Genomic DNA, 25,455 nt, shown 5'->3' with positions numbered 1-25,455 from the left:
CCGCACGGACCGGGGGCCTTCGTCGTCGCCCGGGTCAGCTCGCCGAGGGGGTGGTCTGGCCGGTGATCAGGTAGACCACGTGCTCGCCGGCGTTGACCGCGTGGTCGGCGAAGCGCTCGTAGAAGCGGCCGAGCAGGGTGGCGTCGATCGCCGTCTCCACCCCGTACGGCCAGTCGTCGCCGAGCAGCACGTTGAACAGGCTCTTGTGCAGGTCGTCCATGGCGTCGTCGTCGCGGTCCAGTTCGGCGGCGAGATCGGCGTCGGGCTTGGCCAGCACCGTGCCGATCTTCTCCGCCATCCGGTCGGCGATGCCGGCCATGTCGGTGAAGACCGGCCGCAGCTCCGCCGGCACGGCCGGCGACGGGTGCCGGCGCAGCGCGGTCTTGGCCACGTGGTCGGCCAGGTCGCCCATCCGCTCCAGGTCCGCCGCGACGTGCAGCGCGGTGATCATGGCTCGGAGGTCGGAGGCGACCGGCGCCTGCCGGGCGAGCAGGTCGCAGACCCGCTCCTCGACGTGCTGGTACAGGGCGTCGATCTCGGCGTCCCGCGCGATCACGGCCTCCGACGCCTCGCGGTCGGCGGTGAGCAGGCCTCGGGTGGCCTGGCGCATCGCGGCGCGCACCCCTTCCGCCATGTCCACCAGCAGCTGGCTGACAATCTGCAGGTCGGCCCGGAACTCGTCGCGCATGGTCACTTCCTGGGGTCGGTGCCGACGGGCCCCGGGGTGGGGCGATCGGCGTACGGGTCGAGCAGGTGCGCGCCAACCGTAGGCGGGGGGAGCGGACCCGAGGTGAACTCCGGTGAACGACGCGGGACCCGCGGGTGAACTTCTCCGGAAGCGAGGATGATTCGTCCCGTTATGGGCGATAGCCAGGTTAACAATGACCCTACGATCGCCGGGTGGAATGGGTGGTGGCGGTCGTGGTGGCCGTGGCGCTGGCGACCGGCCTGGTCGCTGGCCTGCTGCTGGCCCGCCCGCTGCACGAGTGGCGGCGCCGGGCGGCGCCGTCCGGGAGCGGTGGCTCCCGCTGGAGCTCAGGGAGGCTCGCGATTCCCGACGACCAGCAGGGCGGCCTCTCCGGGCTCGGCCGCAGGACCATCGACTCGCTGCGCGCCGGGGTGGTCGTGCTCGATCCGGACGACGTGCCGGTGCTGGTCAACCCGGCCGCTCGGGCGATGGGCCTGCTCCGCACCGGTGCCACGCCCGGCTCCATCGCCGCCCACCCGCTGATCCGTACCCTCGCCGGGCAGGTGCGCCGCACTGGCGTGCGGCGCGAGATCGAGCTGGACCTGCCGCGGGGCCGCGACAATGCCGGGGTGAACCCGCTCGGGGTGCACCTGCGGGCGATGGGCCTCGGCGCGGGCTACATCTCGGTCGAGGCGGCCGACGTCACCGAGTCGCACCGGCTGGCCCGGGTCCGGCGGGACTTCGTCGCCAACGTCAGCCACGAGCTGAAGACCCCGATCGGGGCGCTGCAACTGCTCGCCGAGGCGCTGCTCGACGCCACCGAGCCCGCCGGGGCGGTCGCGCCGGATCTCTCCGAGGACCTGGTCGCGGCCCGCCGCTTCGCCGAGCGGATCCAGCACGAGTCGACCCGGCTGGGCCGGCTGGTCCAGGAACTGCTGGAGCTGACCCGGTTGCAGGGCGCCGAGCCGCAGCCCGCCCCGGAGCCGGTCGCGGTCGACTGGGTGATCGCCGAGGTCATCGACCGGACCCGCACCACCGCCGCCGCCCGGCAGATCCAGGTGGTCACGGAGGGCGAAAAGGGGCTGACCGTGTACGGCAGCGACGCCCAGATCGCCACGGCGGTGGCCAATCTGGTGGAGAACGCGATCAACTACTCGGGCGAGGACACCACCGTCCGGGTCGCCACCCGCGCCGCTGACGAACACGTCGAGATCGCCGTCACCGACCAGGGCATCGGCATCGCGCCCAACGACGTCGACCGGATCTTCGAACGGTTCTACCGGGCCGACCAGGCCCGCTCCCGCTCCACCGGTGGCACCGGCCTGGGCCTGGCCATCGTCAAACACATCGCCAGCAACCATGGCGGTCGGGTCGAGGTGGCGAGCACTCTTGGAGGGGGCTCGACGTTCACCCTCCGGTTACCGGCCAGCCCCCCGGCCGACCTGGAGACGATACTGCCGTCGGCTGGGATCGAGGCCGGCCCGGCCGAGCTTCGCCAGGTCTGACCGCACGAGAGGAAGCACCGTTGAGCCGCGTTCTGGTGGTCGAGGACGAGGAGTCGTTCTCCGACGCCCTGTCGTACATGCTCCGCAAGGAGGGTTTCGAGGTGTCCGTCGCCGCGACGGGTACCTCCGCCCTCACCGAGTTCGACCGGACCGGCGCGGACATCGTCCTGCTCGACCTGATGCTCCCCGAGATGTCCGGGACGGAGGTCTGCCGTCAGCTGCGGCAGCGCTCGCACGTGCCGATCATCATGGTCACCGCCCGGGACAGTGAGATCGACAAGGTGGTCGGCCTGGAGATCGGGGCCGACGACTACGTCACCAAGCCGTACTCGCCCCGGGAACTGGTGGCCCGGATCCGGGCGGTGCTGCGCCGGCAGAGCGCCGAGGTGACCGAGTCTGGCGCCCCGACGCTGGCCGCCGGCCCGGTCCGGATGGACATCGAGCGGCACGTGGTGACCGTCGACGGCGCCCCGGTCCAGCTGCCGCTGAAGGAGTTCGAGCTGCTCGAACTGCTGCTGCGCAACGCCGGCCGGGTGCTCACCCGGGGCCAGCTCATCGACCGGGTCTGGGGTGCCGACTACGTCGGCGACACCAAGACCCTCGACGTGCACGTCAAACGGCTGCGCTCGAAGGTCGAGCCGGAGCCGTCCGCGCCGCGGTTCATCGTCACCGTGCGCGGCCTCGGCTACAAGTTCGAGCCGTAGGCCGCGGGGCCGCCGGAGTCAGCGCTCGCTGGCCGGGTGCGGGGCCACCTGGCCCTGGCGCAGCCGCGCCCCGCACAGCTCCGCCAGCTTCGCGTACGCGGGCGCGCCGATCAGCGCGGTCAGCTCCGGGCCGTACGAGACGTACATCGGGTCGGCGCCGACGTGCGCGTCGGTGGACGACGTGCACCACCAGTCGAGGTCGTGCCCGCCGGCGCCCCAGCCCCGCCGGTCGAACTCGGTCAGCGTGGAGACCAGCACCTTGGTGTTGTCGGGCCGCTTGGTCCAGTCCTGCTCGCGGCGGATCGGCAGCTGCCAGCAGACGTCCGGCTTGTACTCCAGCGGGTGCACCCCGTCGCGCAGCGCCTGGCCGTGCAGGGCGCACCCGCCACCGCCGGGGAAGTCGGCGTCGTTGAGGAACACGCACGGGGCGTCCACGTCCCGGGTGGCGGTGCGCCGGGCCGGGTTCTTGCCGTCGATCGTGTCGTCCTCGGTCCAGTTCTTGATGCCCCGGCGGAAGTGCTGCCAGGTCTGCGGGGTGAGTCGCTTGACCGCGGCCCGGACCCGCTTCTCGTCGTCGGAGTCGGTGAAGAACGCGCCGTGTGAGCAGCAGCCGTCGGCGGCCCGGCCGGCGATGATGCCGTGGCAGCCCTTGCCGAAGACGCACGTCCAGCGGGAGAGCAGCCAGGTCAGGTCGGCGCGGATCAGATGCCGCTCGTCGGCCGGGTCGACGAACTCGATCCACTCGCGCGGGAAGTCCAGCTCCACCTCACGGCTGCGCGGGTCGTCCGGGTCGTCCACCAGTGCGTGCAGTTCCACCTGGCTCGTCACCCGGACCAGCGTACGCGGAGTGACCGGGCCCGGCCGACGAGCCGCGGAAACGTGTTGGCCCTAGGGTCGACAGCATGCGACTGGGTGTCCTCGACGTCGGTTCCAACACGGTCCACCTCCTGGTGGTCGACGCCCACCACGGGGCGCACCCCTGGCCGGCGCACTCCGAGAAGGTGGTCCTGCGGCTCGCCGAACAGATCGGCCCGGACGGCGCGCTGACCGAGGAGGGGGCGGACAGCCTGGTCAAGGCGGTCGGCATGGGGCGTACCGCCGCCGCCGGGCTGGCCGCCGACGACCTGCTCGCCTTCGCCACCTCCGCGGTGCGCGACGCCACCAACGCCGCCGACGTGTTGGCCCGGGTCCGCGACGAGACCGGCGTACGGCTGGAGGTGCTCTCCGGCGCGGACGAGGCGCGGATGACCTTCCTCGCGGTCCGGCGGTGGTTCGGCTGGTCCGCCGGGCGGCTGCTGGCGATGGACATCGGCGGCGGTTCGCTGGAGCTCGCGGCCGGCATCGACGAGGACCCGGACGTGGCGATCTCCCTGCCGCTGGGGGCCGGCCGGCTGAGCCGGGAGCGGCTGCGGGTGGACCCGGCCGGGCAGGTGTCGCCGTCCGCCGAGGCCGTGGAGGAGCTGCGGGAGTACGTCGACGGGCTGCTCGACCCGGTGGTCGAGAAGCTGACCGGGGTGGGCTGGGAGCGTCCCGTCGCCACCTCCAAGACCTTCCGGATGCTGGCCCGGCTGGCCGGCGCGGCACCCTCCTCGGCCGGGCTCTGGGCCCGGCGCAGCCTCACCCGCACCGGGCTGCGGCAGGTGCTCGGCTTCATCCGGCACATCCCGCCGGCCCAGCTGGCCGAGCTGGAGGGGGTCAGCCCGGGGCGGGCGCACCAGCTGCTCAGCGGCGCGGTGGTGGCCGAGGCGGTGATGCGCCGCCTGGACGTCCCGGCGCTGGACATCTGCCCGTGGGCGCTGCGCGAGGGCGTCATCCTCCGGCGGCTGGATCAGCTGGAGCCGATGTGATCCGCGTCGGCCGTTCTGCGTCATTTGCCGCTGCTCGTCCTGAAGCGTGGCGACCGGTCGGGCTACCCTGAGGGGCGTGACTTCCCGCGTTCCGGTGCTCCTGTCCACGTCCTCGGTCTTCCCTGAGCGGACCGCGGCGGCGTTCCAGCTGGCCGCGGCGCTCGGCTACGACGGCATCGAGGTGATGGTCTGGACCGACGCCGTCAGCCAGGACGCCGGCGCGCTGCGCGGCCTCTCCGAGCACTACGGCGTACCGGTCCTCTCGGTGCACGCGCCCTGCCTGCTGGTGACCCAACGGGTGTGGAGCCCCGACCCCTGGGAGCGGCTGCGCCGCTCGGCCGAGCTGGCCTCGACCCTCGGCGCGCCGACCGTGGTCGTGCACCCGCCGTTCACCTGGCAGCGGGACTACGCGCGCAACTTCTCCGCGGGGCTCGCCGCGATCGCCGGCGAGTACCCGGACCTGCTCTTCCCGGTGGAGAACATGTACCCGGTGCGGATGGCCGGCCGGCAGTTCGTGCCGTACGTCCCGGGCTGGGACCCGACCGAGACCGGGTACGCCTCGTACACCCTGGACCTGTCGCACTGCGCCGCCTCGCACACCGACTCGCTGGCGATGGCCGACCGGATGGGCGACCGGCTGGCGCACGTGCACCTCGGCGACGGCACCGGCGAGGGGCGCGACGAGCACCTGGTCCCCGGGCGCGGCAGCCAGCCCTGCGCCGAGCTGCTGCGCTCACTGGCCGGCCGGGGCTTCACCGGTTCGGTGGCCGTCGAGGTCACCACCCGGGGCGCGAAGAGCCGCGCCGACCGCGAGGCCGACCTGCGCGAGGCCCTGGCCTTCGCCCGTGCCCACCTCACCGCCCCGTCCCCGGTCGACGCCTGACCCTCCGGCCCGGCCGGGTGGCCGGGTCGGGTCAGGGGACGGGGGTGAGGGAGTCGGCCTGGGTCGGGACGGCGACCTGCTCACCGACGGCGGCCCGCTTGCGGGCGCGGTGGGCGGCGACGTGGGAGCGGGTGGCGCAACGCTCCGAGCAGAACCGCCGGCAGCAGTTCGACGAGGTGTCCAGGTAGACGTTGCCGCACCGCTCGTCCGCGCAGACCCCGAACCGGGCGCTGCCGTACTCGCAGAGCCAGACCGACAGGCCCCAGACCGCACCGGCCAGGTATTCCGCGCTGACCGACGCGCCCCGGCTGGTCACGTGCATGTGCCAGTCGCTGGAGTCGTGGCCGGAGATCCGCGGCTGCACCGGGAACGCCTCCAGCAGGGCGTTCAGCTCGGCTACCGCCTGGACGTCCCGCCCCGACGTGCCGTACTCGAACACGTCACGCAGGCGCTTCTGCGCCCGCCGGAAGATCACCAGGTCCCGTTCGGCGACCTCGTCGCGCATCCACGCGTTGTCGTCCGGAAAGAGGGCCCGCAGGTCGTCGAGGTCGTCCAGGCGGGCGTTGACGAGGTCAACGCCGGTCCGGGCGTACGCGTCGAAGTTCACGCCACCAACGGTAGACGACTCACGGGCTGCGCGGCGCGTCGATGTAGTGCGGCAGGAACCGCGCGTAACCGTCCGTGATGAGGCTCTCGCTTTCCCGGACGCCGACCCCGGCCGACTCGCCGTCGACGATCCAGCTCCCGAGCACCGTACGGTTGCCGGCGAACTCCGGCAGCGCCCGGAACTCCTGGTAACAGAAGCCCTCGGCGCCGTAGATGCCCGGGTTGGTGAGCTCGGTGTCGCGGGTCACGATCCGCACCGAGCCGCCCTCCCGGCCGAGCAGCGGCTTCGCCACGTACTCCGGCATCCCGCGCGGCGAGTCCAGGTACGCCGGCAGCAGGTACTCGTGCCCCGGGTACAGCTCCCAGAGCACGGCGAGCAGCGCCTTGTTGGAGAGCAGCAGCTTCCAGGCCGGCTCGATCCAGGTGGTCGGGGTGCCCGGCTCCAGCGCCGCCGGCCCGTACGGCTCGGCCAGCATCCACTCCCACGGGTAGAGCTTGAAGCAGGTGGTCACCGGTCGGTCGTCGGCGTCGACGAAGCGCCGGCCGTCCCAGCCGACATGCTGGATCGGCAGCAACGTGACGTCCAGCCCGGCCTGGCGGGCGGTCTCGGCCAGGTAGCCGGCGGTGATCTCGTCCTCGCCGGACTCCTCCTCGTTCGACCAGGCCACGTGCACCCGCCGGTCGTGCAGGCCGGCGCCGATCTTGGCCCAGGCGCCGACCAGCCGCTCGTGCAGGCTGTTCCACTGGTCGGCGTCCGAGTGCGTCTGCTCCAGCCAGTACCACTGGATGATGCTCGCCTCGACCAGAGCGGTGGGGGTGTCGGCGTTGTACTCCAGCAGCTTCGGCGGCCAGCTGCCGTCGTAGGCGAGATCGAAGCGGCCGTAGAGGGTCGGCGGCCGCTCGCGCAGCGACCGGGCGACCGCCTCGGCGGCCCAGGCCGGGATGCCGAACTCGGCGTACCGGCCCCGGGCGACGACGTGCTCGGCCGCGGCCACCGACATCCGGTGCAGCTCCTCCGTGGCCTCCTCCAGCCGCAGCACCTCGGCCAGGTCGAAGGCGTACGCCGCCGTCTCGTCCCAGTACGACATGGTCCCGCCGTCGGGCAGCTCGGTGTCGACGTACACCAGTCCCTGCGCGCGGACCGTGGCGTCCCAGTCCGGACGCGGGGTGGCCGCCTCGCGTCGCATCTCAGCCGCCGCAGGAGGCGAGGTGGATGCCGAAGCCGCCCCGCTCGGGCAGGGCGGCGGCCACCGGCCGGGGCTCGCTGGTGCCGGCGTCGGTGGTGACGGCCGGCACCCGCATCGCCAGCGCGACCGTGTCCCCGCCGCCGGTCGGGCCGAGGGCGCAGTCGTCGTCATCGTCGTCGTCGGAGGTCATGTTGCAGCCGGAGAGCGCCAGCGCCAGGGCGGTCAGCGCGCCGAGCTGCACGGAGGCCGACCGGAGCCGGCGGCGGGGGTGTCGATCCACGGCATCGTTGTAGCTGATCGACGCCACTTCCGTCGCCCCCCGGGCGGTGCTCGTGATGCTGTTGGGACGCGTGTCGCGGGCTCTCCGGGCGGCCCGGCCGCCCCCCGGCGGAGCCCGCCGCACGGGCGTTACGCTCGGCTCATGCTCCGTTCCGTCATCCTCGCCGCCTCCCGGTCATCCCAGGTCGAGCGGCTCATCGCGACGGCCCCGTTCACCCGGGACGTCGTCCGCCGGTTCGTCGCCGGCGCCGGCACCGACGACGCGTTGCGCGCGACCCGCGAGCTCGTCGCCGACGGCCTCGCGGTCACGATCGACAACCTCGGTGAGGACACCGTCACTCCCGAGCAGGCCAACGCCACCCGCGACGAGTACCTCAAGCTGCTGAAGCTGCTCTCCGCCGCCGGGCTCACCCCGCCCGCCGAGGTCAGCGTGAAACTCTCGGCGCTGGGCCAGAAGTTCGACGAGCGGCTGGCGTACGAGAACGCCCGGGCGATCTGCGCTGCGGCCGACGAGGCGAACACCACGGTCACCCTCGACATGGAGGACCACACCACCACCGACTCGACCCTGAGCCTGCTGGCCGACCTGCGCAAGGACTACCCGTCGACCGGCGCGGTGCTCCAGGCGTACCTGCGCCGGACCGAGTCGGACTGCCGTGAGCTGGCCGGGGCCGGGTCCCGGGTACGGCTCTGCAAGGGCGCCTACAAGGAGCCGGAGTCGGTGGCGTACCAGTCGGCCCGCGAGGTGGACAAGTCCTACGTCCGCTGCCTGAACGTGCTGATGTCCGGGGACGGCTACCCGATGCTGGCCACCCACGACCCGCGCCTGATCGCCATCGGCGAGGACCGGGCCCGCTGGTTCGACCGCGGCCCGGACCGCTTCGAGTTCCAGATGCTGTACGGCATCCGCCCCGAGGAGCAGAAGCGGCTCGTCGGCGAGGGCTACACCGTGCGGACCTACCTGCCCTACGGCGAGGACTGGTACGGCTACCTGATGCGCCGGCTCGCCGAGCGCCCCGCGAACCTGATGTTCTTCGGCCGGGCGCTGGTCTCCAAGAAGTGACTCAGGCGTTCGACCAGCCCCGGGTGCTCAGCACCAACCGGTAGCCGTCCGGATCGGCCACCGTCACCCCCCAGCGGTCCCAGTACGGGCCGGCGGAGGCCCTCGTCCCGCCGGCCCGTTCCAGTCTCGCCACCAGGTCCGCCTCGACCGGCCCGTCCAGGTAGAGCACGAACAGGTCCTCCTCCGTCGGGCGGGGTTCGACCGCCAGGTGCTCCCCGCCGACCAGCTCCAGGTGCCAGGTTGCGTCCGGCCAGCCCAGCATGACCAGGTCGTGCTCCCCGGGCCCGGCGGCCTCGCCCCGGTACAGCACGCTCAGGCCGAGTCCGTCGACCCAGAAGCGCTCGGCCGCCCCGAGGTCGCGGCTCGGCCGGGCGATGCGGACGTGTGGATTCCCCGTCGAGGTCATGCGGTGATCATCGAAGCTGTACCCGACTTCAGGTCAAGTCCGCCGTTGACAGATTAGGCTAATGGACTTAGCTTTTGGGCTATGAGTATTAGCCGGGTGGAACGGGACGGCGGCACCATCGCGTACGAGGTGCACGGCGAGGGGCCGCTGGTGCTCCTCGCGCACGGCATGGGGGAGAACCGGCGGTCCTTCCGTCACCTCATCCCGCTCCTGGTCGCGGCGGGCTACCGGGTGGCCTCGATGGACGTCCGGGGGCACGGCGACTCCAGCGCCCACTGGCCGTCGTACGCCCCGGCCGAGGTCGGCTCCGACCTGCTGGCCGTGGTGCGTACCCTCGGCGGCCCGGCCACCCTGGTCGGCAGCTCGTCCAGCGCGGCGGCCGTGGTCTTCGCCGCCGGCGACGCGCCCGAGCTGGTCAACGGCATCGTGCAGATCGGCGCGTTCGTCGCCGAGCCCCGGCCCAACCCGGCGATGCGGCTCGCCCAGGCGGCGGTGCTGCGCAGTCCCCGACTCTTCGGCATGTTCCACAAGACGCTCTTTCCCTGCGGTCGGCCCGCCGACGACGCCGCGTACCGCAGGGAACTCGTCGCCGGACTGCGCGGCCGGATGGCGGCGGTCCGTGGCGTGATCGCGCCGGTCGCCCCGCACTGGTCGGCCCGGGCGGCGGACGTGCGGCAGCCGGTGCTGGTGCTGATGGGCGCGAAGGACCCCGACTTCGCCGACCCGGCAGCCGAGGCGCGCGCCGCCCGGCGTCTCTTCGCCACCGCCGAGGCCCGCATGATCGCCGACTCCGGCCACTACCCGCACGCCGACCAGCCGGCGGCGACCGCCGCCCAACTGGTCGAGTTCCTGGCGGTGACGGCGGGTGCCTAGGGCCGGGCTCACCCCGGCGACGGTGGTCCGTGAGGCGGCCCGCCTCGCCGACGAGGTCGGTTACGAGCGGTTGACGCTGGCCGCACTGGCCACCCGGCTCGGTGTCGCGCTGCCCAGCCTCTACAAGCACGTCAAGGGCGCCGACGCGCTGAGCCGCAAGCTCGGCGCGCTTGCCGTCGGCGAACTGGCCGATGCGATGACCTCGGCAGCCGCCGGGCGAGCCGGGGTGGACGCGCTGCGCGCGGTGGCCACCGCCTGGCGCGACTACGCCCTGCGGCACCCCGGCCGGTACCCGGCCGCGCAGCAGGTGCCCGATCCGGCCGATCCGGAGCACGTTGCCGCCGGCCGGCGGGCCCTCGACGCGGTCTACGCGATCCTGCGCGGCTACGGCCTCACCGGTGACGCGGCGGTCGACGCGGCCCGCCTCTTCCGCAGCGCCGTACACGGCTTCGTCACCCTGGAGGCGGCCGGCGGCTTCGGCCTGCCCCTGAGCATCGACCGCTCCTTCGAGCACCTGGTGACCGCGTTGGACACCGCCTACCGGGACTGGGGAGCCGGATGAAGGCCGGGCTGCTGACCATCGCCCTCCTGGTGGAGCTGGCGATGCTCGCCGTCGCCGGCTGGTGGGGCTTCACCCTCGACGCCGGGCCGGCCGTCCGGGTGCTCGCCGGGCTCGGTGCACCCCTGCTGATCGCGCTGGTCTGGGGCGTCTTCTGCTCGCCCCGGGCCCGGGTCCGGCTCGCCCCGGCGGCCAAGTACGCCGTCCAGGCGGCCTGCTTCCTCGTCGCCGGGGTGCTGCTCACCCTCGCCGGCCATCCGTCGCTCGCGGTGGGTCTGGTCGTCATCTGGGCGGTGGACCGGGCCCTGCTCAGCCACGGCGGTCACCCGGCCTGACCGGCGTCGGTGGCGTGCACCGGGCGGTTGCTCCTGGTCCCGCCCCCGGTGGCCGCTGGCGGGCCGGCGGTGCGGGGTCGTGCAGGACGAAGGCGGCCCTGGCCTACGGGGTGACCGCCGGCAGGCGACCACCGCTGGTTGCTCCCGGAACCAACGGGACGCACGTCCCGCAGCGGTCGCCGCCATCGTCGCGACCGTCGCGGTCGCCGCTGGCGGTCCGCGGCACCCGCACGGCCGGGGTGATGAGGAGGTCGAGGCCGGCGCGGCGGGGATGGACCTGCGGTGGTTGCGCCCTTTCGAGCTGATGTCGTGAACGATTCAGGCCCATCCTGATGTGGGCGCGGCTGTCCTTCGACCCGACGGCCCCGGACCGCTCGCGCATCAGTCGACCTGCGCGGTAGCGGCGGCCAGCGGCGGCCCGGCCAGCAGCGGCCCGGCCGGTGGCGGCCCGCCACTTCCGGATGGCAGCGCCGCCCACGCCGCCGCCACCGGCGTTGATCTCCGGTGAGTCGTTCACGTCATCAGCTCTAAAGGCGCGAGCAGCACCCCGTCCGACCCTGCCCCGCTCACTGCTTGTGCAGGCCCGCCACGTGCGGCAGAAAGGTTCGTACCGGGCGTCCAGACCCGGAGGCACGCTGCCGACGCGCGGCGGCTCTGGCCGGATCGCCCCGATTGGTCGTACCCTTCGCCGGTGACCGACGGGCTGGACGAGCCGCGCGTTTCCGACGGCGACGAGCAGCGTCCGGCTGGCAGCGGCGAGCCGCACCCAGCCGACGGATTGGACGAGCCGCGCGGTACTCACGGGGATGAGCCGGGCCTCACCGCCGGAGCCGAGCCGCGACCTGGCGGCGGTGACGAGCCGCGTCCGGCCGGCGGCGGCGAACCGCGCCTTGCCGCCGGAATGGACGAGCCGCGTTCCCGCCTTCGGTGGCCGCTCTGGGTGACGTTCGCGCTGGTCCTGGCGGTGCTGGGCTGCGGGGTGCCGGCCGCGCTGCTGGCCGGCCTGGCCGACCGCCCCGGCGACCGGGCCACGGCGGACCGCCCCTCCGCCCGTCGGGACGACCCGGCGACGGCGGCCGCCCGGCGGATGGGCGATCAGCTCTCCGCCCAGCTCGACCGGCAGGCCGCCGCGCTGCTCCGCGCGGACCGGACCGGCTTCCTCGCCGTCGGGGACCGTGCCGCCCGCGCCGACCTGGGTCGCCGCTTCGCCGCGCTGCGCGCGCTCCGGGTGACGGTCTGGCGGGCCGAGCCGGCCGGGCTGCCCACTGCGGTTGCGGGACAGCCGGGGCAGTGGCGGCAACTGGTGACCTTCCGGTACTGCTTCCTCGCGCCGGACTGCGCCCCCAGCCCGGTCCTGATCGGCACCCGCTGGCGGGAGAACGGCGACGCGCCGCTGCTGGTCGCCATGGAGGAGTCCCGCTCCGCCCAGGCCGGCGTCCGACCGTGGGAGGTCAGCGAGCTGGTCGTCGCCGTCGGCCCGCGCACCCTGGTGGCGACCACCCGGGCGCTGCGCGGGAAGCTGCCCGCCCTGCTCGTCGACGCCGAGGCCGCGGCGAAGGTCGCCGACCGGTACGCGGTCGCCGGGCCGCCGCCGGACCGCTACCGGATCTTCTACGCCGGCCCCGCGGAGTGGCGACGCTGGTACGGGGGCGGCCGACCGAAGTGGACCGCCGGGTACGCGGTCACCGTCGGCGGCGGCCACCACGAGGTGGTGCTCAACGCCGACGGGCTGACCGCCACCGCCGCCGGTGAGCTGCTCAGGCACGAGCTGACCCATGCCGCCTCGCTGCCCGAGCGGGGCTATCCCGGCAAGCAGACCTGGTGGCTGGTGGAGGGGCTGGCCGAGTACGCCGGGGCCGACGGGGCGCCGGTGAGCCGCTACGAGGGGCTGGACGAGGCCGGGCGGCTGGTCGCCGGGGGGTGGAACGGCCGTTTGGACGCCCTGACCCCGGCCGATGCCGCCCCGGCCGACCGGGTCGGTGGCAGCTACGGCGTCGGCTACCTGGCCGTCCGCCACCTCGTCGACCGGTACGGCGAGCAGCGGGTGCTCGACTTCTTCCGCGCCGTGGTGCACGACCGGACACCGCTGGACGACGCGTCCGCGCAGGTACTCGGCGATCCCTGGACGGCCCTGCACGACGAGTGCGTCGACTACGTCCGGGCGGCCGTCCGGTGAGGGCGGACGCCGCACCCCTCGCCGCGCGGGCGCGGCCCGCCTGGTAGGCCGATCGCGCCCCTCGGCGTCGTATCGACGCCGGGCTAAGGTTGGCCCGTGCGCCGCCCCGACTCGCCGCGGCCCCCCGTAGCCACGCGGCCCCGCCTGCTCACCGCCCTGCTCGCCGTCGTCGTCTTCACCGGCACCACCGCCGCCTCCTGCGGGGACGACGAGTCCACCGTCGCGCTGGCCCCGGCCGGTCGGGCCGCCGTCGCCGAGGTCATCGACGCCCCGGCCACCGTCACCGCCCGCGCCGCGGCCACCCTCACCGCACCCGCCGACGGCACCCTCACCAGCCTCCGCGTCCAGCCCGGCAAGCGGGTCACCCGAGGTCAGGTGCTCGCCGTGATCAGCTCACCGTCCGCCCAGGAGCGCCTCCGCCAGACCCGCGACGCCCTGCGGGCCGCCGAACGGGCCGGCCGCGGCGTCGGGGTGGGGGAGCTGGGCATCCGCCGGCGCGGCACCGACAAGGCCGCCGACGAGGCGTTCGACGCCGCCCGGGACGCCGCCGGGAAGATCGCCGATCCGAAGGTACGGGACGCGCTGCTGGCCCAGGTGACCTCCGCCCAGCAGCAGTACGCCGCCGCCGCGCGTACCGCCGACCAGGCCGTCCGCTCGGTGCAGCGGGGCGTGGCCGGCCTCAACTCGGCGGTCGGCGCGCTCTCGGCCGCGCAACGGCTGCAGGCCCGGCAGGCGTACGACCTGGCGAAGGCGACCGTCGACGCGCTGACCCTGCGCGCCCCGATCGGGGGAGTCGTGCAGCCCGGCGGCACCCCCGTCGGGGGCGGCACCGACCTGTCCGCCCTGCTCGGCGGCGGGCAGGTGCCCGCCGGGATCGACCCGTCCGCGCTCACCCCGTCCCGGTCCGGCCCGCCACCGGGCGTGGACGACGCGGTGCCCGTCGGTGGCCGGGTCACCGCCGGTACGCCGGTTCTGACCATCGTGGACACCGGTGCGCTCGGCCTGCTCGCCGAGGTCGACGAGACCGACGTGCTGCTGGTCCGCCCTGGCCTGGTCGCCACCGTCGAGCTGGACGCGGTCACCGGCGCCAGCTACGACGCCACCGTCCGCTCGGTCGACGTGCTGCCCACCACCTCGGCCCGGGGCGGCGTCACCTACCGGGTGCGACTGGCCCTCGGGGCGGGCCGGCTCGGCGAGGGCGAGGCCGCTCCGGCGCCCCGCCCCGGCATGAACGCCGTGGTGCACCTGCGGGTACGCGAGGCCGCCGACGCGGTCACCGTCCCCGCCTCGGCGGTCTTCTCCGCCGACGGCCGGGACGCCGTCTGGCTGGTTCGCGACGGCAAAGCCGACCGGGCGCCGGTGACGGTGGGCGTGCAGGGGCCGGACCTGGTGCAGATCCTCGACGGGGTGCAGGCCGGGGACCGGGTGGTGGTGCGCGGCACCGACCAGGTCCAGGACGGCCAGGAAGTCCGGTGAGCGCTCCGGCGGCGATCGAGGCGGTGGACGTCTCCCGGACGTACCAGCTCGACGGGGTGTCCGTGCCGGCGCTGCGCGGAGTGTCGCTGACCGTGGCGCCGGGGGACTACGTGGCCGTGGTCGGGCCCTCAGGCTCCGGCAAGTCGACCCTGATGCACCTGCTCGGTGGGCTGGACCAGCCCACCGGCGGTCGCCTGGTCATCGGCGGCCGGGACGTCAGCGCCCTCTCCGCGCCGGAGATGGCGATGCTGCGCAACGAGACCATCGGCTTCGTCTTCCAGGCGTTCCACCTGCTGCCACGGACGTCGGCGGTGGACAACGTGGCGCTGCCGCTGGTCTACCGCGGCGTCGGTGCCCGGCAGCGGCGCGAGCGGGCGGCGGCGATGCTCGGCCGGGTCGGCCTGGGGCACCGGCTGGACCACCGCCCCAACCAGCTGTCCGGCGGCGAGCAGCAGCGGGTGGCGATCGCCCGGGCGCTGGTCACCGACCCGACGGTGCTGCTCGCCGACGAGCCGACCGGCAACCTGGACACGGTGACCGGCCAGGCGGTGCTGGCCCTGCTGGAGCAGCTCAACGCCGAGTCCGGAGTGGCCCTGGTGATGGTGACCCACGACAACGAGGTGGCGGCCCGGGCCCGCCGGCGGATCGTCATGCGCGACGGGGTGGTGGTCTCCGACAGCGCGTCGACCATTCATGATCGACCGCCGTCGGGGGGCGCGGCGGGACCTGACACACTGGGGGACGCTCCCAGCGCGGAGCCCCGGTCCGCGTCCGGAAGCGGCCCGGGGCACCCGTCCGGTGGCTCCGGTGGCGCCGCCGGAGCCACCGGACGCCTTCCGCGCGATCCGGCGGCCGACCCCCGTACCCCCGAAGTGGCCGGACCGGGCTCCCCGGTGGACGCCGCCGACGGGCCGCGACCCGGCGCGGACGCCGCGGGTGGGCTCGGCGGGGACCAAACGGGCGGCGGGCGGTCGTGAGGGTCGCGGAGGCGTGGCGGGTGGCGCTGGACGCGCTGCGGGCCAACCGGATGCGCAGCGCGCTGACCATGCTCGGCGTCATCATCGGGGTGGCGTCCGTGGTGCTGCTGGTCGCCATCGGCACCGGTACGAAGCAGAAGGTCGAACAGCAGGTCGAGGGGCTCGGCTCCAACCTGCTGCTGGTGGTACCCGGTCGGATCGACGTGGGGACGGCACCGGTGGTCTCCCCGCTGACCCTCGCCGACGCCGACGCGGTCTCCCGGGTGGTCGGTGACCCGAGCCGGGTCGCGGTCACCATCGCCTCCGGCGCGACGGCCCGGGCCGGCAACCGCTCGGACTTCACCACCGTTCAGGGGGTGCTGGAGACCACCCCGACCGTCTTCACCCGCTCGCTCGCTCGGGGCCGCTACCTCACCGGCGCCGACGTGGACACCAGCCGCCGGGTGGCGGTGCTCGGCGACTCGGTGGCCCGCGCGCTCTTCCCCGACCGGGACCCGCTCGGCCAGCAGGTCGCGCTCGCCGGCGTCCGGTTCCGGGTGATCGGCGTCTTCGCGCCGCTCGGGCAGAGCCTCGGCGTCGACCGCGACGACGAGGTGCACGTGCCGGTCACCGCGGCCCAGCGACTCTGGGGCACCCAGCGGGTGGACGGCATCGCGGTCAAGGCCCCCGACCGGGAGCGGATCGGCGAACTGGGCGACCGGATCGTCGCCGAGTTGTCCCGCCGGCACCCGGACACCGAGTTCAGCGCGGTCACCCAGCAGCAGATCCTCGGCGTGCTCGGCGACATCCTCGGGGTGCTCACCGGCGTGCTCGCCGCCATCGCCGGCATCTCGCTGCTGGTCGGTGGGGTGGGCGTCTCCAACATCATGCTGGTCTCGGTGCGCGAACGGACCCGGGAGATCGGCCTGCGCAAGGCCGTCGGCGCACGTCCCCGCGACATCGGGGTGCAGTTCCTGCTGGAGGCGGTGCTGCTCACCGCGATCGGCGGGCTGACCGGGATGGCCCTCGGCGTGGGCACCGCGCTGCTGGTGGACGCCTTCTCGCCGATCCCGGCCGCGATCACCTGGTGGTCGCTGGCGCTGGCGTTCGGGGTGTCGGCGGCGGTGGGCATCGTCTTCGGGGTGGTGCCGGCGCAGCGGGCCGGTCGGCTCGACCCGGTGGTCGCCCTGCGCGCCGAGTGAACCCGGCTTCCTCCCGGTCGCGCGGGCGCCGCCACCGGTCCCGGGAATGGGACGGTCGACGCAGGCGGGGGCGAAACGGCAGGTCACGGCCGGGCGATCGGCGTTCCATTCATGATCAGTTGCACGAAGGGATCGCGCCGGTCACAGCCGCCCCGCTACCGTACTGGTAACACGCGCGTTGCCGGCCCGGACGCAAGCTCCGGTCGCTCGGCACGCGCCGGGCATGGGATGGGTCGGGTGAGCCATGGCCGGGTCGCAGTCCGACGGTCGGCTGTCGGATGTCAAGTTCCTCACCGTCGCCGAGGTGGCGTCGGTCATGCGGGTGTCGAAGATGACGGTCTACCGCCTGGTGCACAGCGGTGAGCTGACCGCGGTACGGGTCGGCCGGTCGTTCCGGGTGCCCGAGCACGCGGTGCACGACTACCTCCGGGGCGCGTTTCAGGAAACCGCCTGATCCATCGCCGGGCGGTACGCCGACTGCGACGTAACGGGCATCGAGGGGCCGCGTTGGTCCTGCTGACGCACTCCGGCTACCCTGGAGCCGATCCTGACCCTTGCCGGTGAGCCCCGACGCCACCAGGCTGGTCCGGTCCGTTGTCCGCAAGCGGTCACCGGCGTCACCGAGGTGGTGCCGCTCGTCCGCCCCGCACGTTGCATTGGAAGGCTGTCGTATGGGCTCGGTGGTCAAGAAGCGCCGCAAGCGCATGGCTAAGAAGAAGCACCGCAAGCTGCTGCGCAAGACCCGCGTCCAGCGTCGCCGTCTCGGCAAGTGACCGGGGCCGGGCCAAGGCCCGGCACCCCGGCACCACTTGCCAACTGTCGACCCTCGGAGGCTCAGGTGATCAGGCCGCGGACGTCCCGGCTCGGTCCCGTCTGCCGGTCAGGGCGTGCGAGATGACCCCCGGTGGCACCTCAGGTGCTCCGGGGGTCGTCGTCGTGACCGGGGTCGGCCGCTACCTCGGCGCGCACGTCGCCGCCCGGCTCGCCGCCGACCCGCGCATCGAGCGGGTGATCGGCGTCGACCCGGCCACCCCCGGCCCGGAGTTCACCGACCTGCTCGACCGGGTCGAGCGGATCCGGCTCGACCTCGGTTCCCTCGGCGGGCTCCTGGCCGACCTGGACGTCGACGCCGTGGTGCACCTCGCCCTGGTCAGCGCCCCCGACCCGCAGCACGGGGGCCGGGCGGCGATGAAGGAGCAGAACGTCATCGGCACCATGCAGCTGCTCGCCGCCTGCCAGCGGGCGCCACGGCTGCGCAAGCTGGTGGTCCGCTCCTCGACCGCCGCGTACGGCGCGTCCTTCCGTGACCCGGCCGTCTTCACCGAGGAGACCGAGCCACGCGAGGTCCCGCGCGGCGGTTTCGGCCGCGACATCCTCGACATCGAGGGGTACGTCCGCGGCTTCCGCCGCCGCCGTCCCGACGTCACCGCGACGGTGCTGCGCTTCGCGCCGTTCATCGGCTCGACCGCCGACACCACGCTCACCCGCTACTTCTCCCAGCCGCTGGTCCCCACCGTCTTCGGGCGCGACCCGCGGCTGCAGTTCGTCCACTTCGACGACGCGCTCGAGGTGCTGCACCGGTCCATCGCCGAGGACCACCCGGGCACCTACAACGTCGCCGGGCCGGGGGTGCTCTCGCTCTCCCAGGCGATCCGCCGGGCCGGTCGGGTCGCCGTACCGGTGCTGGAGCCCGGCCTGTCCGGGGCCGCCGCGCTCGCCCGCAACCTCGGCTTCGGCCGCTACGGCCTCGACCAGGTCGACCTCTTCGTGCACGGCCGGGTGGTCGACACCAGCCGGCTGGAGCGGGAGTACGACTTCACCCCGCGCTCCACCGCCGCCGCGTTCGACGACTTCATCCGCGCCCACCACGGCGGGGTGGTGCTCACCCGCAACACCCTGGCCACCGCCGAGCAGTTGGTGCTGGAGAGCATCCGGCAGGTCCGGTCCGCAGTCCGGGAGCGGTCGTGAGTCCCGCCGAGGAGCGGCCCGACGGCCGGTACGACGTACCGCTGACCGTGACCGGGCCGGACGCGCAGCCGGCGCGGCGCAACGGGCACCGGCGCACCACGGCGGCCGCCGTCCCGGGTCCGGCGGCCCTGGACGAGCCGGACACCTCCGCCACCGACGAGCCGGTCCCGTCCGCTCGTACGGGCGAGGCCCCGTCCGGCGCGGTGACCGACACCGCCGACGCGCCGGGCACCGTTGCTGACGAGCCGGGCACCGATGCCGATGCACCGGGTGGCCGGGCGCGGGACCGGTCGGCCGACGACGACGCGGCCGGGCAGGTCCCGGCGAGCGCACCGCGGGGGGCTTCCGTGCCGGACCGTCCGGGGGACCACTGGGACCGCAAGGTCGCGGCCGGCCTGGCCTTCCTGCGCCGGCGGCTCTCCGGGGACTACGAGGTCGACGAGTTCGGCTTCGACCCGGAGCTGACCGACTCGGTCTTCCACCCACTGGTGCGGCTGCTCTACCGGGACTGGTTCCGCACCGAGGTCACCGGCCTGGAGCACGTGCCCGCCGACGGCGCGGGGCTGGTCGTCGGCAACCACTCCGGCACCGTGGCGCTGGACGCGCTGATCCTCTCCACCGCGCTGCACGACCAGCACCCGGCGCGCCGCTACCTGCGGCTGCTCGGCGCCGACCTGGTGTTCCGGATGCCGGTGGTCTCCGAGATCGCCCGCAAGACCGGTGGCACGGTGGCCTGCAACCCGGACGCGGAGCGGCTGCTCGGCAACGGTGAACTGGTCGGCGTCTTCCCGGAGGGCTTCAAGGGCATCGGCAAGCTCTACTCCGACCGTTACAAGCTGCAACGGTTCGGCCGGGGCGGCTTCGTCTCGGCGGCGCTGCGTACCGGCACCCCGATCGTGCCGGTCGCCATCGTCGGCGGCGAGGAGATCTACCCGATGCTCGCCGACATCAAGCCGCTGGCCCGGCTGCTCAAGCTCCCGTACTTCCCCGTCACGCCGACCTTCCCGTGGCTCGGGCCGCTGGGCATGGTGCCGCTGCCGAGCAAGTGGCTGATCGAGTTCTGCCCGCCCATCCCGACGGCGCACCTCACCGACTCCGCCGACGACCCGCTGGTCGTCTTCAACCTCGCCGACCAGGTCCGCGAAACGATCCAGCACACCCTGCACAAACTCCTGGAACGCCGCCCCGACCCCTTCGGCCCCTGACCCGCGCCGCGGCGCGCCCCTTTTGAGGCGCACTTACCGAGAAAGCGTGGCTATTCGATGAGGAGCAGCCACGCTTTCTCTGTATCTGGGGGCAGCTTCGTCGGGTGGGTGGGGGCGGTCAGGGGGTGCGGCGGCGGCGGTGGAGGGCCAGGCCGGCGCTGACCGCGCCGGCGAGCAGCCCGGCCGCGGCGGTGGACGGTACGGCGATCTTGACCGCCCGCCGGCCGGTGCGGAAGTCCCGCACCTCCCAGCCCCGCTCGCGCGCCTGCCGCAGCAGGGTGCCGTCCGGGTTGATCGCCACCGCCCGTCCGACCGCGGTGAGCATCGGCAGGTCGTTGACCGAGTCGCTGTAGGCCGCGCAGCGACCCAGGTCCAGCCCCTCGACCGCGGCGAGCTGGCCGACCGCCTCCGCCTTGGCCGGCCCGTGCATCAGGTCGCCGACCAGCCGCCCGGTGTACGCCCCGTCGACCACCTCGGCCACCGTGCCGATCGCACCGGTCAGGCCGAGCCGGGTGGCGATCACCCGGCCGATCTCCACCGGGGCGGCGCTGACCAGCCACACCCGCTCACCGGCGTCGAGGTGCCGCTGGGCGAGTCGGCGCGTACCGGCCCAGATCCGGGGGGCCATCAGCTCGTCGAAGATCTCCTCGGCGAGGCGCTCGACGTCGTCCACCCGCCAGCCCTCGATGAAGGCCAGGGCGGCCTCCTTGGCCTGGGACATGTCGACGGCGTTCTCGGTGGCGAGCAGCCGGAAGCGCGCCTGCTGCCAGGCGAACCGGGCCAGGTCGCCGGTGGTGAAGTACTTGCGGGCGGCCAGCCCGCGGGCGAACCAGTAGATCGACGCGCCCTGCATCATCGTGTTGTCCACGTCGAAGAAGGCCGCGGCGGTGGGATCGGGCTGCGCGGGGACGGGCGGAGTGACCTCGGCCTCGGCCCAGCCGGCGGTGTGCCCGTGGACGTCGGTACTGACCGTGACCTTGCGGCTGCGGGCCATTCGACCTCCTCCGTACGACGACCGCTGCACCCCAAAGGGTAGTCGGGGTCCGGTTACGGGCGGCCGCCCCACGGTGCAACTGTGGCGTGAACGGCTCCGTCGGTCAGCGGTCGCTCGGGCAGGGCCCCGGGGCCGGGCCGAGCGCGTCGCTGCCGGCCGGCGCGGGCAGACCGCAGGCGATCCCGGCGCGCAGCGCGTCGGAGCGCTTGCGGATGGCGTCCAGCAGGGCCAGCGAGCGGCGGGTCCGGTCCCGCTCGCCGCGGCTGGCCCCGTCGAGCAGCCCGCCGACCGCCTTGCGTTGCCCGGTGACGAAGGTGTTCACCGCGTCGAGCCCGGCCGGGTCGGAGCGCTGGGCGGCGGTGGTGGTGAGCAGCCGTACGCCCTGGCGGGTGTCGGCGTCCATGTCGTCCAGCACCGCGCTGAAGGCGGCCAGGTCGCCGTGGAGCGTGCCGGCCTCGTCCAGCCGGGTGCGGGCGAAGTCGAGGAAGAGCTGGCCCCGGCTGAGGTCCGAGCTGGCCAGCGCGAGCTGGGCGCGTTCGGTGGAGCGCTTCATGCCGTACAGCGCGTCGCCGGGGACGGCGTCCTCGCTGGCGGCGGAGATGCCCGACAGGGCGACGGCGCCGGCGGCGATACCGACCAGGATGGCGCCCCGGGCGCGGACCTGTCGTGCGGTCACCGCGCCCAGCAGCGAGGTGCGCGGGCTGGCGTCGGTCGTGCCGGCCGGTGTGGTCGCGGCGGCCGCGCCCATGCCCTCCCGCTCGGCGGTCGCCACCAGCATGGCGCGGAGCCCGGTGCGGAACTCGGCGTCGACCTGGACGTCCGGCCGCTCGGCGACGAGCCGCTGACCGACCGCCACCAGGGCGGTGAGCCGGTCGTCGGCACGGGACCGGACATGGTGACGCCGGCCGCCGTTCGCCTCGTCGAGAAGCTGGGCGAAACGTGCGGCCCGACGACGGGAGAAGAGGTCACTGTCCACCGCAGGCACCCCCTCTCGCTGGTCACGGCCGGTCGGCCGCGGTGGTTCCCAGCGACCGGCGACGGCATACGCCGACGGACGAAGGTGTTGGCCGGCCGCGCTGCTCCGGACCGGATCGGTCCGGGGGCGCCGGGGCAACCACCGGTCGCACCCGGAGAAACGGTCCGCGACGGGCACGGGTTACGGGCCGACGGCTGCCGAAATCACGAAGAGTGATCGTCCTCACCGGGGGATCAGGGCTGGAAACCGTCCGGGAGCAGGCGGGCGAGGGCACGGACGGCGCGGTACTGCAAGGCCTTGATCGCGCCCTCGTTCTTGCCCATGGCGCGGGCCGTCTCAGCCACTGAGAAGCCTTGGAGGAAGCGGAGCACGATGCACTCCTGCTGCTCCGGGTTGAGCTGCTTGACGGCGGTCAGCAGCGCGACGTTGGTGATGTGTTCCACCACCGCGGCCTCGGGGCTGCCCTCCGGGCCGCGGTCCTCCCGGTCGGCGTCGAGCACGTCGCCGGTGGTGACCTCCAGCCGGTAGCGGCCGGACTTGAAGTGGTCCGCGACCAGGTTGCGGGCGATGGTGACCAGCCAGGCACCGAGGTCGCGGCCCTGCCAGGTGAAGCTGCCGATCCGCTTGAGGGCCCGCAGGAACGTGTCCGAGGTGAGGTCCTCCGCCAGTTGGCGGTTGCCGACCCGGAAGTAGACGAAGCGGAAGACAGTGTCGACGTACCGGTCGTAGATCAGCCCGAACGCCTCGGCCTCACCGGCCTGCGCGCGCTCCACCAGCGCCCAGACCTCGGTCGCCGGGTCGGACGGGTCGGGCCGGCTGGGATAGCCGGTGGCCGGTGTTGTGGCCGCCGGGACCGCGGGCAGCACGGCGGTGTCGGCGGCGGGCACGGTCGGCAGCACGGCGGTCTCGGCGCCGGACGGATCGGCCACCGCGGGCGGCTCGCCGACCCGCCGGTTCTGCGCCGGCATGGTGGGGCGGGCCGGCGACGCGACCCGGCCACCGGCCGGCTTCGCGTTCCCGCCGGGTACGGCCGGCCGGGCCGGAGCCTCGTTGTTCCGGTTGCGCGGCCGGTCGGTGCCGTGCCCCGGGTCCAGCCGCTCGTTGGGCGACGTCCGGGGTGTCGGTCCGGTCAGGCCGGCGGGCCGTTCCGCGTAGCCGAAGGTGGTCACCGCGCCTCCCCGGTCCGCTCGCCGGCCGGCCGGACGGCACGGCGACGCGCCGCCGTGGCGTCCGGTCCGCCCTGGGCGGGCAGGTCGGTGTGGGGGTGTGCCGACGTACGGCAGACTCCCTTGAGGTGCTGGTCCAATGCGCTCACAGGCACGGGGGCCTCCTCGGGCTGAGGGGTGTCGACTCACGGCAAATGGGGTGAGCCGACCCGAGTGATGATAGGGCCAACGTCACCCGCGCGTGGCAAGTCCGTTACACAGGGCCAAAGTATTTCCCGCCTCGTCGCACCGATGGCGGACCGGTTGTCCGTCGTGTGCGGTTGACTTTCACATCGTCTCTTGATCCCGAGTGGAAAGTCCTGGTCGGAAGGGAATTGCACCGCCGTCGGCGTGTCGGCGTGTCGCCCGTGGGGCGGCCCTCCCGTGGCGCAAGCATGGTCCGTCGGGTGCTGCTGTGCCAGACTCAGCGACCGTGCAGGACGTCACCGACAGCTCCGCGCCCGACCTCGCCGACCGGCTCCGCCGCGCCGCCGCCGACCACGGCGACCGCCCCGCGTTGCACTGGCGCGAGACGACCGTGACCTGGTCCGAACTGGACGCCCGGGTGACCGCAGTGGCCCGGGCCCTGGCCGACGCCGTGCCGGCCACCCCGACCGGCGGCATGCCGGCCACCTCCGCCGACGGCGTGCCGGGTGGCCCGGCCGACGTGCCGGCGCGGGTGGCGATCGCCCTGCCCAACACGCCGGACTTCGTGGTCGCCTACCTCGCGACGCTGCGCGCGGGCCTGGTCGCGGTGCCGGTCAACCCCGGCCTCACCGCCCGGGAGCTGCGGCACGTCCTCGCCGACTCCGGCGCGACGCTGCTCTGCGGCACCGAGGCCGTCCGGGACCGGGTGGCCGGTCTGACCGCCGACCTGCCGGCGCTCACCGCGGTGCACACCGCCCTGCCCGAGCAGGCGGGGGAGTTGCCGGCACGGAGCGGCGGCGACCTCGCGGTGCTGCTCTACACCTCCGGCACCGAGGGGCGGCCCAAGGGCGCGATGCTGCCGCACCGGGCGCTGGCCGCAAACTCCGACCAGGTCGGCCGGATCTCCCCACCGGTGGTCGGCGCCGACGACACCGTGCTGCTCGCGCTGCCGCTCTTCCACGCGTACGGGTTGAACACCGGGCTCGGGGCGGTGATCCACCACGGGGCGACCGGCGTGCTCGTCGACGAACTCGGCCCCGACTGCGCGCTCGACGAGATCGCCCGGCACCGGGTCAGCGTGCTGGTCGGCGTACCGTCGATGTTCCTGGCCTGGTCCACGGCGGACGCCGACGCGGTCGCTGCGGCGATGGCCTCGGTGCGGGTCGCGGTCTGCGGCGCGGCGCCGCTGGACCCGGCCACCGGCGCGCGCTTCACCGAGGTCACCGGCCATCCGGTGCACGTCGGGTACGGCCTGACCGAGACCGCGCCGGTGCTCACCTCCACCCTGGTCGGCGGCGAGCCGAAGCCCGGCTCGATCGGCCGGCCGCTGCCCGGCGTCGAGCTGCGCCTGGTCGGCGGCGACGGCACCGACCTGTGGCGCGACGGCGTCGCCGAGCCGGACGACGAGGGCGACGACGACCCCTGGCTCGCCGACCCCTCGCCCGGCACCGACCCCGGTCAGATCGTGGTACGCGGGGCGAACCTGTTCGCCGGCTACTGGCCGGACGGCCGGGGCGGCCCGGACGCGGACGGCTGGTGGGCCACCGGTGACGTCGCCTACGCCGACGACGACGGGGACCTCTTCCTGGTCGACCGGCTGGGCGAGCTGATCCTGGTCAACGGCTTCAACGTCTACCCGCGCGAGGTCGAACTGGTGCTCGACGCGCACCCGGGGGTGGTCGGCTCGGCCGTCCTGGGTGTGCCGCACCCGCGCACGGGTGAGACTGTGCGGGCGTACGTGGTGCCGGCGCCGGGTCGTCCGGTGACCGGGGAGGAGTTGCTCGCCCACTGCGCGCGTAACCTGGCCCGGTTCAAGTGCCCGACCGCCGTCGAGTTCGTCGACGAGCTGCCGTACTCGGTGATCGGGAAGGTACGCAAGACCCAGCTGCGGTCGGCGTCGTCCCCGGCGACGCCGCCCCGGCCCCGACGCTCGGAGGTCCCCGATGTCCAGTGACGCCCGGCTCACCCTGATCACCCGGCCCGGCTGCCACCTCTGCGAGGACGCCAAGGCCGCGCTGGACCGGGTGGTGGCGGTCACCGGCGACAAGTGGGTGGAGAAGGACGTCACCGGCGACGTCGAGCTGGAGCGCGACTACGGCGACCGGCTGCCGGTGGTGCTGCTCGACGGCAAGGAGCACGGCTACTGGCGGGTCGAGGAGGAGCGGCTGCTGCGGGACCTGACCACCCCGCAGCTCTGAGCAGGCGTCTAGGGTGC

General features: G+C 74.1%; 27 protein-coding genes and 1 pseudogene. 18 read left to right on the top strand and 10 right to left on the bottom strand.

What is annotated here, in order from left to right:
* Positions 1-34: 34 nt before the first annotated feature.
* Positions 35-688 (bottom strand): phosphate signaling complex protein PhoU, encoded by a 654-nt coding sequence (gene phoU / locus V6U88_RS03265; RefSeq protein ID WP_334449681.1) that lies wholly within the window; start codon positions 686-688, stop codon positions 35-37.
* 290 nt (positions 689-978) lie between these two features.
* On the opposite strand from phoU, the gene V6U88_RS03260 reads away from it, so the two are divergent.
* Entirely contained in the window at positions 979-2,193 is a 1,215-nt protein-coding gene (locus V6U88_RS03260; protein WP_442934559.1) for a sensor histidine kinase, read from the top strand.
* Between the two features lie 20 nt (positions 2,194-2,213).
* Positions 2,214-2,897 carry a response regulator transcription factor gene (locus tag V6U88_RS03255; protein ID WP_334449680.1) on the top strand — a complete coding sequence of 228 codons (684 nt, stop codon included), beginning with the start codon at positions 2,214-2,216 and terminating at the stop codon, positions 2,895-2,897.
* 18 nt (positions 2,898-2,915) lie between these two features.
* Here the strand turns inward: V6U88_RS03255 and V6U88_RS03250 are convergent, their stop codons facing one another.
* Entirely contained in the window at positions 2,916-3,725 is an 810-nt protein-coding gene (locus V6U88_RS03250; protein ID WP_334449679.1) for a hypothetical protein, read from the bottom strand.
* A gap of 74 nt (positions 3,726-3,799) precedes the next feature.
* Between V6U88_RS03250 and V6U88_RS03245 the strand changes: the two genes are divergently transcribed.
* Both V6U88_RS03245 and V6U88_RS03240 read left to right on the top strand, forming a co-directional pair.
* A complete protein-coding gene (locus tag V6U88_RS03245; protein ID WP_334449678.1) occupies positions 3,800-4,744 on the top strand; it encodes a Ppx/GppA phosphatase family protein in 945 nt (314 codons plus the stop codon).
* Between the two features lie 76 nt (positions 4,745-4,820).
* Positions 4,821-5,627 carry a sugar phosphate isomerase/epimerase family protein gene (locus V6U88_RS03240; RefSeq protein ID WP_334449677.1) on the top strand — a complete coding sequence of 269 codons (807 nt, stop codon included), beginning with the start codon at positions 4,821-4,823 and terminating at the stop codon, positions 5,625-5,627.
* A gap of 31 nt (positions 5,628-5,658) precedes the next feature.
* Here the strand turns inward: V6U88_RS03240 and V6U88_RS03235 are convergent, their stop codons facing one another.
* Genes V6U88_RS03235 through V6U88_RS03225 form a run of 3 tightly spaced genes read right to left on the bottom strand, consistent with a single transcriptional unit; the run spans position 5,659 to position 7,700 of the window.
* Positions 5,659-6,234: a CGNR zinc finger domain-containing protein gene (locus V6U88_RS03235; RefSeq protein WP_334449676.1), complete on the bottom strand. Its 576-nt coding sequence runs from the start codon at positions 6,232-6,234 to the stop codon at positions 5,659-5,661.
* Between the two features lie 19 nt (positions 6,235-6,253).
* Positions 6,254-7,420 carry a glutathionylspermidine synthase family protein gene (locus V6U88_RS03230; RefSeq protein WP_334449675.1) on the bottom strand — a complete coding sequence of 389 codons (1,167 nt, stop codon included), beginning with the start codon at positions 7,418-7,420 and terminating at the stop codon, positions 6,254-6,256.
* 1 nt (position 7,421) lies between these two features.
* A complete protein-coding gene (locus V6U88_RS03225; protein WP_334449674.1) occupies positions 7,422-7,700 on the bottom strand; it encodes a hypothetical protein in 279 nt (92 codons plus the stop codon).
* Positions 7,701-7,841: 141 nt separating this feature from the next.
* Here V6U88_RS03225 and V6U88_RS03220 point away from each other — a divergent pair, with 141 nt between their 5' ends.
* Entirely contained in the window at positions 7,842-8,762 is a 921-nt protein-coding gene (locus tag V6U88_RS03220) for a proline dehydrogenase family protein (protein ID WP_334449673.1), read from the top strand.
* Position 8,763: 1 nt separating this feature from the next.
* On the opposite strand, the gene V6U88_RS03215 is transcribed toward V6U88_RS03220, so the two are convergent.
* Positions 8,764-9,168, bottom strand: coding sequence for a VOC family protein (locus V6U88_RS03215; RefSeq protein WP_334449672.1), 405 nt, complete (start codon positions 9,166-9,168; stop codon positions 8,764-8,766).
* A gap of 81 nt (positions 9,169-9,249) precedes the next feature.
* On the opposite strand from V6U88_RS03215, the gene V6U88_RS03210 reads away from it, so the two are divergent.
* From V6U88_RS03210 to V6U88_RS03160, 11 genes and pseudogenes are all read left to right on the top strand, one after another.
* Positions 9,250-10,041, top strand: a complete 792-nt coding sequence (locus V6U88_RS03210) for an alpha/beta fold hydrolase (protein WP_334449671.1) — start codon at positions 9,250-9,252, stop codon at positions 10,039-10,041.
* Entirely contained in the window at positions 10,034-10,603 is a 570-nt protein-coding gene (locus tag V6U88_RS03205) for a TetR/AcrR family transcriptional regulator (protein ID WP_334449670.1), read from the top strand. Before V6U88_RS03210 ends, V6U88_RS03205 begins: the two co-directional genes overlap by 8 nt.
* Complete coding sequence (locus tag V6U88_RS03200) at positions 10,600-10,935, top strand: YrdB family protein (protein ID WP_334449669.1); 336 nt, start codon at positions 10,600-10,602, stop codon at positions 10,933-10,935. The genes V6U88_RS03205 and V6U88_RS03200 overlap by 4 nt, the downstream gene beginning before the upstream one ends.
* Before the next feature lie 940 nt (positions 10,936-11,875).
* Positions 11,876-13,111: a hypothetical protein gene (locus tag V6U88_RS03195; RefSeq protein ID WP_334449668.1), complete on the top strand. Its 1,236-nt coding sequence runs from the start codon at positions 11,876-11,878 to the stop codon at positions 13,109-13,111.
* A gap of 96 nt (positions 13,112-13,207) precedes the next feature.
* Entirely contained in the window at positions 13,208-14,587 is a 1,380-nt protein-coding gene (locus tag V6U88_RS03190) for an efflux RND transporter periplasmic adaptor subunit (protein ID WP_334449667.1), read from the top strand.
* Positions 14,584-15,420: pseudogene (locus V6U88_RS03185) on the top strand (ABC transporter ATP-binding protein); the annotation flags it as partial. The gene V6U88_RS03190 and the pseudogene V6U88_RS03185, both read left to right, overlap by 4 nt.
* A gap of 140 nt (positions 15,421-15,560) precedes the next feature.
* Complete coding sequence (locus V6U88_RS03180) at positions 15,561-16,745, top strand: ABC transporter permease (protein WP_334449666.1); 1,185 nt, start codon at positions 15,561-15,563, stop codon at positions 16,743-16,745.
* A gap of 244 nt (positions 16,746-16,989) precedes the next feature.
* A complete protein-coding gene (locus tag V6U88_RS03175; RefSeq protein WP_088960133.1) occupies positions 16,990-17,199 on the top strand; it encodes a helix-turn-helix domain-containing protein in 210 nt (69 codons plus the stop codon).
* 217 nt (positions 17,200-17,416) lie between these two features.
* Positions 17,417-17,518 (top strand): 30S ribosomal protein bS22, encoded by a 102-nt coding sequence (locus V6U88_RS03170; protein WP_007465623.1) that lies wholly within the window; start codon positions 17,417-17,419, stop codon positions 17,516-17,518.
* A 121-nt stretch (positions 17,519-17,639) separates the two neighbouring features.
* Positions 17,640-18,713, top strand: coding sequence for an NAD-dependent epimerase/dehydratase family protein (locus tag V6U88_RS03165; protein ID WP_334449665.1), 1,074 nt, complete (start codon positions 17,640-17,642; stop codon positions 18,711-18,713).
* Between the two features lie 347 nt (positions 18,714-19,060).
* Positions 19,061-19,918 carry a lysophospholipid acyltransferase family protein gene (locus V6U88_RS03160; RefSeq protein ID WP_334449902.1) on the top strand — a complete coding sequence of 286 codons (858 nt, stop codon included), beginning with the start codon at positions 19,061-19,063 and terminating at the stop codon, positions 19,916-19,918.
* A 118-nt stretch (positions 19,919-20,036) separates the two neighbouring features.
* Here V6U88_RS03160 and V6U88_RS03155 read toward each other — a convergent pair whose 3' ends face one another.
* From V6U88_RS03155 to V6U88_RS03140, 4 genes are all read right to left on the bottom strand, one after another.
* The gene (locus V6U88_RS03155) at positions 20,037-20,912 is read right to left on the bottom strand and encodes an HAD family hydrolase (protein WP_334449664.1); all 876 of its coding nucleotides are present in this window, start codon (positions 20,910-20,912) and stop codon (positions 20,037-20,039) included.
* 103 nt (positions 20,913-21,015) lie between these two features.
* Positions 21,016-21,888, bottom strand: a complete 873-nt coding sequence (locus V6U88_RS03150) for a DUF5667 domain-containing protein (protein WP_334449663.1) — start codon at positions 21,886-21,888, stop codon at positions 21,016-21,018.
* Between the two features lie 233 nt (positions 21,889-22,121).
* A complete protein-coding gene (locus tag V6U88_RS03145) occupies positions 22,122-23,057 on the bottom strand; it encodes an ECF subfamily RNA polymerase sigma factor, BldN family (RefSeq protein WP_334449661.1) in 936 nt (311 codons plus the stop codon).
* Positions 23,054-23,209, bottom strand: a complete 156-nt coding sequence (locus V6U88_RS03140; protein WP_334449659.1) for a hypothetical protein — start codon at positions 23,207-23,209, stop codon at positions 23,054-23,056. The genes V6U88_RS03145 and V6U88_RS03140 overlap by 4 nt, the downstream gene beginning before the upstream one ends.
* Before the next feature lie 299 nt (positions 23,210-23,508).
* Here V6U88_RS03140 and V6U88_RS03135 point away from each other — a divergent pair, with 299 nt between their 5' ends.
* Together V6U88_RS03135 and V6U88_RS03130 are read left to right on the top strand one after the other, a co-directional pair.
* Positions 23,509-25,194: an AMP-binding protein gene (locus V6U88_RS03135; RefSeq protein ID WP_334449657.1), complete on the top strand. Its 1,686-nt coding sequence runs from the start codon at positions 23,509-23,511 to the stop codon at positions 25,192-25,194.
* Positions 25,184-25,438: a glutaredoxin family protein gene (locus tag V6U88_RS03130; RefSeq protein ID WP_334449656.1), complete on the top strand. Its 255-nt coding sequence runs from the start codon at positions 25,184-25,186 to the stop codon at positions 25,436-25,438. Before V6U88_RS03135 ends, V6U88_RS03130 begins: the two co-directional genes overlap by 11 nt.
* Positions 25,439-25,455: the final 17 nt, after the last annotated feature.

It is taken from the genome of Micromonospora sp. CPCC 205739 (genome assembly GCF_036906795.1).
GTDB lineage: Bacteria > Actinomycetota > Actinomycetes > Mycobacteriales > Micromonosporaceae > Micromonospora.
The sequence above is the reverse complement of the archived record's forward strand: the minus strand, read 5'-3'. Positions and strand labels throughout refer to the sequence as shown.